Annotated in this window: 2 protein-coding genes; both read right to left on the minus strand. The window is 58.3% G+C overall.

Annotation, left to right across the window (positions count from 1 at the left end; genetic code table 11):
• Positions 1-458 (minus strand): DODA-type extradiol aromatic ring-opening family dioxygenase (locus tag ACXRVY_RS28360; RefSeq protein WP_458238876.1); only part of this gene is annotated, 458 nt, incomplete at its 3' end.
• Between the two features lie 107 nt (positions 459-565).
• The coding region (locus tag ACXRVY_RS28365; protein WP_458238877.1) for an aldehyde dehydrogenase family protein at positions 566-1551 on the minus strand (986 nt) is incomplete at its 5' end.

Below are 1551 nucleotides of genomic sequence, written 5' to 3' on the forward strand. Positions count from 1 at the left end.
CACCAGGCCGCGATGGAAATCACCTTGAGTTTTTCGGCTGCAGGTACATCCATGTGCATGTAGCGCATGGGCACCAGGGTGCCGTATTCCAGTTCCAGGCTCGGGATGTTATGCGACAGCGTGCGCACCCCGGCCGCGTTGGCTTCCTCTGCGATCAGTTGTCCGAGTTCCGGGCAGCCTGGGTAGTGGTAAACCATGTCCTTGATGAAATGCGGTAGTTCATTGCTTGTGTAAACACCACTGAAATGCTCACCGTTGTTCACGTGGTAGCCGCTGTTCACCAGCCAGTGCACGTCGAACACGACGGCGGTGTCGGCACCTAACTCACGCGCGCGACGACCTATTTCCTTATGCCCTGCAATAGCTGCAGCACGGCAGCCGTGGTGTTTGCCCGGCAGTTCGGACAAGTACATCGACGGCACATGGCAGACTTTTGCTGCCAGGACGACTTCGCCCATGATGATTCTCCTGAAATTATTCTTGTCGATTCAATTCAGCGGCCAGTGAGAACCGCGATGAGCTGATGCGCGCCTCATCGCAGCCTTCAGCAGCGGCTATCGGCTGCTCACAATCCCCAGCGAGGGATGTGATGATTGCCCATGGAAATGCAGACGTTCTTGATTTCGGCGAAAACTTCGAAGCTGTATTGGCCACCTTCGCGCCCGGTACCGGAACCTTTCACGCCACCGAACGGCTGACGTAGATCACGCACGTTCTGGCTGTTGATGAATACCATGCCGGCTTCGATGCCGTAGGCCAGACGATGCGCCTTGCCGATGTCCTGGGTCCAGATGTAGGACGCCAGGCCGTATTCGGTGTCGTTAGCCAATTGCAGGGCCTCGGCTTCATCCTTGAACGGAATCAGGCACACTACCGGACCGAAGATTTCTTCCTGGGCAATGCGCATTTTATTGTTCACGTCGGCGAACACCGTCGGCTGGATGAACTGACCTTTGCTCAAGTGGGCTGGCAGGTTGGCCGGACGTTCCAGGCCGCCGGCGAGGAGGGTGGCGCCTTCTTCGATGCCGATCTTGATGTAGCCGGTGACCTTGTCGTAGTGGGCCTGGGTGATCATCGAGCCGACCTGGGTTTTCGGGTCTTGCGGATCACCGACGATCAAGCGTTTGGCACGTGCCGCGAACTCAGCCACGAACTGCGGGTAAACACTTTCCTGAATGAAGATACGGCTACCGGCGGTGCAGCGCTCGCCATTGAGCGAGAAGATAGTGAACAACGCCGCGTCGAGGGCACGCTCCAGGTCGGCATCTTCAAAGATCAACACCGGGGACTTGCCGCCCAGTTCCATGGAATACTTTTTCAGGCCGGYGGTTTGCATGATTTTCTTGCCGGTGGCAGTGCCGCMGGTGAAGGAGATCGCTCGTACGTCCGGGTGCCTGACCAGCGCGTCACCGGCAGTCGCGCCATAGCCCTGGATGACGTTGAGCACACCGTTCGGAATGCCGGCTTCGACGGCCAGGCGACCCAGTTCGTTGGCCGTCAGCGGCGACAGCTCGGACATTTTAAGCACTGCAGTGTTGCCCAGTGCCAGGC

The sequence above is a fragment of the Pseudomonas sp. P5_A2_2 genome (genome assembly GCF_054177685.1).